This window comes from Oleiphilus sp. HI0080, from assembly GCF_001635135.1.
On sequence record NZ_LWFU01000655.1, the window covers coordinates 1 to 7,998 of the forward strand.

Below are 7,998 nucleotides of genomic sequence, written 5' to 3' on the forward strand. Positions count from 1 at the left end.
GCCAACACATTATTCTTCAGTGCGTTGTATACGGACTCGACTTGACGGGCGACACCTACAATTGATTTGAAGTATTCGCGGTCATGCTTGTCACCATAGGTATCAATGACAGCGATATGGTTAAAGGTACTGTTATGCAGATTGTGATCTCTAATCTGATCATATAGCTTTCGATCTAAGGTTTCTAAGGCGTTCGACGTTTGCTCAATCAACGCATCGAAATCCTGAACATTATCAGCACTTGCGCTCATCTCATCTGCCTTCGAGATACGCTCCTCCGCATTGTGCTCAGGGTAGATATCGGAAACACTCAGAACAACTTCTTCTTTATCCTCTTTTTGAGAAACTAACGCCTCTTTTTCTCCATCTAGCTTTTTAACTCTAAGCGCTAGGTTTTTCTCATCAGTTTGATACCCCCCTATTCTCTCTCGCAGCGCCTGGACCAAACGATCAATTTCATCATGCTGAGAAGAAAGTGCTTTCAACTGAGCTTCCAAGTCGTCAAAAGCGGAAAGGTCTAAAGCATTTAACGTGGCTTCATTTTTATCCAGCTCCCGATAAAGGGTAAGCATTTCATTGATNATATCCGCACAGGCAATCTGTTTAATGCCATCCATCAACTCCTGAATTCGACCAATACGATGATATTCTGTTTCGATCGAATCGAGCTGTTCTGATAACTTTTGCAGGTCCCTTTCTTTAGCAACTAGAGCTCTTTCTCGCGCTTCTTGTCCAAACACAAGATCGCCATCATCAATGTCGCACCGGAACATGCTGTAATTGCCAGAACCCAATCCATCGGGCGTTATTGCTCTTCGTTCATCTTTCAACGCATGTTCATCGCTAACTCTAACTACGTTTCCGTAGGACGCGCGCACATAATATTCGGCCACTTTGTGGCTGAAACTCATCACATTAATGATGGAATTACTCGGAATCGATGAACGTTGAGCATCACTCCTTGCTTTGCCTCCCTGAATAACGCGAGCGGAATTGCGCCTTCCCTTTAAACTACGGACTATGCGAATTGCCTGCGCTTCATACTCAGGCTCAACCAGAATAGAGAAACGGGACCCTCCCATATAACCTTCTATAGCCATTTGCCATATTGGATCGGTCACTTCAATAAAATCACAGAGTACTGCCGGTTTGGCCTCTGGACATTGCTGACGAATAGCATCAATCGCCACAGACACATGTGGCGGATAGTCGACACGATGAGCTTCCAGTTTTTTTACTTCGCTTTGCTTTTGTTTCACCTGCTCTGCGATGCGCTGCATCTGTCCTTGCTTAGTAGTGTGCATCGCGACAACTTGATCCCGAATACTTTTGTTGGTGCCATCTCGATCGGAGTCATGAACAAGCTCAAACACACGTGTATGCAAAGACTCAAGCCGAAGCACACTTTCCAAAGCGTGCTCTAATGAAGCGGAATCAACCCAGTCCCGAGTAAGAAGCTTGTTGGCATCTATTGGGCTTTCTTTAGGGCCATCGACTAGCTGGCTGATATATCTGTTAAACTCCTCGCCACCTAGCAATGGTAAATCAACAGATAAATGCGCTGCGCTTAGTTTTTCCACCAACTCATTCGTCGCCTGATAATTGAGCTGAAATTGATGATTTTGTATTAAGAAAGGCTTGGCTTTCTCGGAAATCTCTTGCCGGATTGATTCTACTTTAGCCTCAAGCTCATCTTTTGTTTTTAGAGCATCAATACCCTGCCGCTTGGCCTCCAGCTCAACGAGTTGCTCATGCAATGTTTGCTTTTTATCATTAGCTTTATCTATTTCTCTCTGCGTCTCGTCTATATTTCTAGTGTTGGCTCTTTGTTCTTCCTTTGTCTCGAGATACTCTTTTTGCTTGATCAGACACTGTCGCGAAACTTTCGAATACTCATAGATGGTGCGGTCAATCCAGTTATTTATGTAGTTGTTGGAACTTGCACTGGCTTGTTCGAGATTTTCAATGGCATATTTAAGCGTTCGCGTCTCCTCTTCCATCCCGTGAATCGTTTTCATAAGCTCCGATACCTGCCGGATATCATCCGAAATGTCTTTAGGTTCAAGCACCTGATTTGCAACAAATTCGGAAATGCTCTTTACCGGCTTATAGGCCATAAAATTAGAAAACGTTCGTGCCGCATGCTTAGCTTCCTTATCAGAAACGGCTTTTGGTAAACCTCGAAAGGCGCCATATAGCCTGCGAAGATACGGGCCTTTCTTGTCGTATTCTTCAACAGATCTCTTGCCATATTGAATTAAAAGGTGCTGAGCAATTTCATCCATCGTAATGATAGATTTGCCACCTGCCTCATTACGGATAAAGTCGGAAATGTGCAGTTGCTGGTCGGGAAGAATTAGAAACTTGATCTCTTCCTGGCGCGCCTGCTTAGGATTCACACTTTCATCCAGGCGCGCTCTTACACACATGACTGCTGTAAACGGCTCTGCTGACTCACCGCGAGTGGGATGAAAAACTCCCGCGATGTAACCATCAGTCATTCTGAGTCTAGCGTACTTACCGTCATCACAGCCCATCACATAGGAAGCGAGCGTTCGTACTAGCTTACCTCCTCGGCCTCTTTGTGTAGTCTCTTCCTGCCCTGGGTTAAAATGATAAAGACTATCGTGCGCAGCGGTCATGAGTGACTGCAAACCATCTGCTGCTGTAGTTTTCCCCGAGCCATTTCCACCAGAAAACAAGTTAATCGGACCGAGTTCAAACTCCTCATTCGGAATATTGCCCCAATTCACATAGATAATGCGTTTACAAAACATCTTGTGGCTCCCGATTTAAAGCGTCTTGTTCAATTGGATACAATGCACTAAAAACATCGTCACTGACAAAAGATGTGATTGATGGCTGAACGCTAATCCAGCTATCGCTGTTGCCGATATCTTCGTCCAAATTAAAATCAATAAGACGAAGCTGACGCAGTCTTTTCAAAATTAATAACCGCTCGCCTTGGCTTTCGGGCAAAGCGCGTTTTAATAAATTCTTATGCGAGATCGCCATGCTCTCCATTGAAATCAAAACACATCCTTTTTCATCGATTTGGCCCTCTCGTATCGACTTCTCGTATTCCACACGCAAAACCAATATGACGGCAATATCCTGCTGAGAAGGTTTAACTCTAAAGCCACTGTTGAAGGCATCATTATCCGGATCTGGAATCCCGGGAATGATCGCTCCAGGAGGAAACACTCTTACAAAACAGAACTTTCGATCGTGCTGGATTCGAACCTTTAACGGAGCGAGATAATCTTCAACTAGTTCTTCACATTGCACAAAACGATCATAAAGGCGCGTTTCAACCTGGCTGTGATCTCGAGTGATAACACTGTGATCTAAAAGTCTAATGACTAACTCAGAAAAATCATCAGGACCAAGGTTTTTTGACTGCAATGCCTCTTGTATTACGTCACTAATCATAAATAATTCCCTAGTCCTTCTATTCAGCTAGCTCTGCAGCTTCGCTGCGATGACTGACGAGTTCAATCGTAAACTCATCGAATGAGTGATAATAAGGGGTATCAGTTACTTGTTGCCCAGTTGGCTTAACCAAAAATTGGTGATCACTGCTCAGATGATTTACCCCGCCAATTTCTATGACATGAGCCATTGCGATCAAGTCTCTTGCATCATTAATCGGCAAATCCCGTGTTGATATTTTTCGCCCTGCACGCAACGAATTAACGACATACTCGCTAACCTGTTTTTTGTTGATCATGAACGCCTGATCCAACAATTGCTGTATCATCAACTCTCTTTGCGCTTCTTTGTCTATGGCTCCTGGCTCGTGAATTGCGCCATCCACCCATTGCTTCTGCTTCCGCTCGCTAAGCTTTACTTGAGCAGGATCAACAAACTTCAAACTCATTGGAGATAGTAGCTCAGCAGCAGCCAAGAGGCGCTCTGCATACTCGCTATCAGGCAGATCACCTAGCTCCCGACATATCTCTACTAAATCATTTCCTGAATGACTATTCATGTAGCTTAGCTGTCGAATAATGATGTCAGCTCGGCGCGTAAACCCATGTAACGAGCGCCTTAATGCTGGCAACATAATGTCTGACGCATTGCGCATCCTTTGATCGATCGTATCGAGAATATGCATTAGGAAGGATTCGTTTGCATCGCATAATTCGGGAACCGTTTTACGCAACCGTCTTTCCGCGTCTGCCTTTTCTTCTCTTTTCTTACGCTTAATTTTGGATATCGCCTTGTTGATATCTTCACGATGTTTTTCAACACTATCTGCAGACAGACGCACAGCAATATCGGGTTTAAAACGCTTCTCCATGAAATCGAAAAACTGATCTGTTGCTTGTTGAATCAGTTGTTGTGACTCTACCTCCTTGACCAGCTCCCGCTTACGCTCTTCCAGCTCAGAGATAATGTCTGTGAAATCAGTGATAATCCTTTCGGAGTATTCATAGGCATCCAATAAATCGTATACCTCGCCACGATTAGAGAATGCCTCTAAAGCATTCAGTGTATTGCGGGTATTCCGATGCCGCGTGCGAATTTGCGTGTTATCCGCCTCGAGCAAAGCAAGTGTAAAGATTCGACCCATTCGGCTAAAAGGAAAGGTAGACTGCAGCGTCGCAGGGTCGACCTGCCGCTCAATCCATCCTGCATCAATCAGTTGATTCAACACCCAGCTACCTTGCTCTCGGCCGCTTTTGAATCGCTGTTCTTGAAGCCCATCATCCTCTTCAAAGATATGATTTGACGATCGAGCCAATGCCTCCTCAAAAACCTCAATTAACTGGTCCCGACTCAATGACGATCCATAATCGGCGTTAGAGCTATATTGACGTTCGTAGAGCAGCGACAAGCATTGAGCAATTTGCTCACGATATTTACTTACCAGTGGTTTAAAGAAATTTAGCCTTTCTTCCTTAAAAAACATATGTGACCAATCCTTTCTGTGCCGAGAATAAATTGCTTCATATAAATTGTGAGGGCTTAGGGTGCGAATTTATCAATAATTAGGATAATCTTAAGGACCTTAACGACACTTTTAGTCGCAACGAGGTCGCAATTAGCATCCTTAAATTTAAACTTTCAAAAAGGCAGTGCCTCCTGCTCGACGACCTCGATGTCGATGAGCTCTCCTTGGGTCACCTTGCTCTTAGAATTGTTGGTCATCGACAGCGCCAACATCGCCGTTATTCTTAGGGGCTTTTTGCGAAAAACTGACATGACCTTATCGTCTTGCTCAGGCGTAAATTTCAACTTCACGCGGCCGATCTCGTCGACCGTCATATTTAAATGTAACGTCTCTAAAACGAAAGAATGTATTCGCGTAACAAAAGTCCTAGCCGTACCTTCATCTACAACATCATTTTGGGGTGTCAATTCTGGCACCACGACCCTGTGATCCCCCACCCGGAAGGATAGATTAGACGACTGCCTCTCTCTAAGTTGCTTAAAAGTGCAAGACTTATCGTAGTCTTCATCTCCCAATTTCGATCTCAAATCGGCAAGCCCTTCCTTATCCTGCTTTTTCACAAAGTTATGAATCTCATCAGAGTTCCGTATCAGTGACTCGATTTCTTTTCGCTTAGAATCATAAATCAATCCGTCGTCGAACATGTCAGGCGCTTGGCTAGAGACCTCAAACCGTATTTCGATAGCTCCATCGTCACAAACTTTTACTACATCTTCGACCTTCATGCCCTCAGCATCGAACAATCTGCGGCATGATTTATGAACCTTCCTGTACTCTTCATGCAGCTTATCTTCGCGAAACTCAAAGCCACCGTCGACTCTTTTTGCTTTGGTCATCAAAGCTAATGACGCCATTTCTTCCACTTAAAAACCTTCCGTCAGCACATTCCTCTACGCGTACAAATATTATACACTTACAGCAATAATGTAAATGCCAACAACAAAGCCAAAATCTAACAATGGATCAACCCGAAACTGCTCTAGAATTATCTTCCGTCGCTAAAATTTGTGGAACAACGACCCTCCAAGGGGTCACAGCTGCAATGAAGAGCCTGCTAGAGGCGATTAGATTTAATTCTTGGATAACGCACTATATAGAACCCTCTGAAATAACTAGCATCGAGATATTCTGTGAAAGTGATAACTCGCTCGGAGTCCACAACAAGCGGGTCGGTGCTAACTTGATCCGTGGCCAAATCCGAGATTTCGAAGTTCTATCAACACTTGTAGAAAGGCGAATAACAACCTATGACTCAAACAAAGAACTCTGCTTCTTCCTTCGATGCTTGATCAGCATTTACCAATTGCGCACCAACACTCATCAAGCTTCCGAAGTTGCACCCTCCATAAGACAACTGTGCGTTAATACCAGAGACATCATCAAGGCAAAAGCGCCAGAAGTCCGTTTCTTTCATCTTAAAACACCACTACTCACTCTCGACAGACTTATAGCCGCCTCACAACTAGAGCACCATCCATTAAACTCGAGCCTCAAGGGCTTGAAACTTATAAGGGAATCTTTAGAAAAACCTCTAGGTTCAGATGAACAAAATGATGCCGTGGATGAAGTTGAAAAAGCTCCTACCACCCCGCCAACAAAAAGTGCTCACCGCGATATCAGCGGAGAGCATCAAACCTTTGCTCGAAAAACAAAAAACTTCGGTAATGACAAAACTGAGCCCAATTATCAGACATTGCTTTCACTCCCTTCTGAAGAGCAAAAGGAATTGTCTCGCCCAGGTCGCATGGCACGCTTGCATTCAGCAAAGTATAGAAACGAACAGGAAAATCAGTATCTGCCGCTAGACTGGAAAGCCCTATCCAAACTAGAAATAACAAGCGCTTTGACATACATACGTGACAGTGGGGGTCTTCAACCAATCGAGCAGTTCACCGCTTTACTAACTCTATTAATGAGCGCAACCCCAGACGACATACAAAACACAACGATTGTCGAAAGCACATTCGAGTCATCACCGAACATTCAACTTTGCACTGCTAGTAAAACCTGGACGCACGCTTATCCGGAAATAGAATCGAGGTTCATGCCTACGGAGAAGCAAGCTGAATTGCTTGCCCCCAACACTTCGAATGTGATTCTAACAATGCCAGATATCATGTACGATTTTCTACGTATTCATGAAACATCTATACCTGCACTTCTAGAACGATTAAAAACACAAGATGCTACCGCACTAGTCCGAAACACCTGCGCGAAAATCGCCTCAGGAACAGGAGCTAGAATCACACCTTTGAAACTACGCGCAGCTCTGTTCTTCACTGGAATGAAATTAACGTCAGATCCTATGCTGACGACTCACGCGATCGCAAATAACGAATTCGCGCCATCTGTCGAAGACTACTATTACAGCTCAGATTGCACGACGGTAGAGAAGACTTACCAAAACATCTGTGAGGAAGTTGGAGCCACTACTTGCTCACCTTTAAACAACGCTGCTGGGCTAAGAACTGGCTCACTCCTCTATTACCCGCCGAGCAAACATAATCATACTTTGCGAAAACTCATAGTAGATCTTGAAGCCAGCAAGAAAAATCTTGAAAACGCAAGCCTAGAAGACATCATCAGATTTCATAACTCATTTACTTGCTACACCCTCTGGCTGTTGTGGTGTGCAACTGGGTTTAGACCACGAAAGTTCGTTCCCATTGACTCTCACAATATCGACGGCGAATGGATTTTGATTGATGATAAAAATAAACCCTACAACAATACTCGACTGATCAGACTTCCCCCACTCTGTAAACAACAACTTAAACACTATATCAACCACTTAAAGTCGCTCTCAGTCTCGCTAAGAAAACACCATCAGAATGTTTACAAAAAGATCGCCTACTTAAAAGCTCCCGCGCATCAACTAAACGAAATACCATTATTTTTTGAACTCCATGAAAACAACGGCACAGTTGATATCTCGTTACTTAAATGCAAAACGGTACTTCAACGAGTCGGAATTCCAGAACAACTTCAAGAGAACTTAGCTAGGCACTGGTTCGACTCAGGGCCCCGAGATTATGACGTCC

5 protein-coding genes are annotated in these 7,998 nt (G+C 44.1%); 1 reads left to right on the plus strand and 4 read right to left on the minus strand.

All coding sequences use genetic code 11. The features are described 5' to 3' along the window. The 4 genes from A3751_RS14250 to A3751_RS14265 form a co-directional block, all read right to left on the minus strand. On the minus strand, window positions 1-2,777 hold a 2,777-nt coding region (locus tag A3751_RS14250; protein WP_068457277.1), incomplete at its 3' end, for an ATP-binding protein. Then, on the minus strand, window positions 2,767-3,432 hold the full coding sequence (locus A3751_RS14255; protein ID WP_068457279.1) for a DUF4194 domain-containing protein: 666 nt from the start codon (window positions 3,430-3,432) through the stop codon (window positions 2,767-2,769). The genes A3751_RS14255 and A3751_RS14250, both read right to left, overlap by 11 nt. 19 nt (window positions 3,433-3,451) lie before the next feature. Continuing rightward, window positions 3,452-4,915, minus strand: a complete 1,464-nt coding sequence (locus A3751_RS14260; protein ID WP_068457280.1) for a Wadjet anti-phage system protein JetA family protein — start codon at window positions 4,913-4,915, stop codon at window positions 3,452-3,454. 155 nt (window positions 4,916-5,070) lie between these two features. After that, complete coding sequence (locus tag A3751_RS14265) at window positions 5,071-5,811, minus strand: hypothetical protein (protein ID WP_156492478.1); 741 nt, start codon at window positions 5,809-5,811, stop codon at window positions 5,071-5,073. A 104-nt stretch (window positions 5,812-5,915) separates the two neighbouring features. Here A3751_RS14265 and A3751_RS14270 point away from each other — a divergent pair. After that, window positions 5,916-7,998: hypothetical protein (locus A3751_RS14270; protein ID WP_156492479.1), on the plus strand; the 2,083-nt coding region annotated here is incomplete at its 3' end.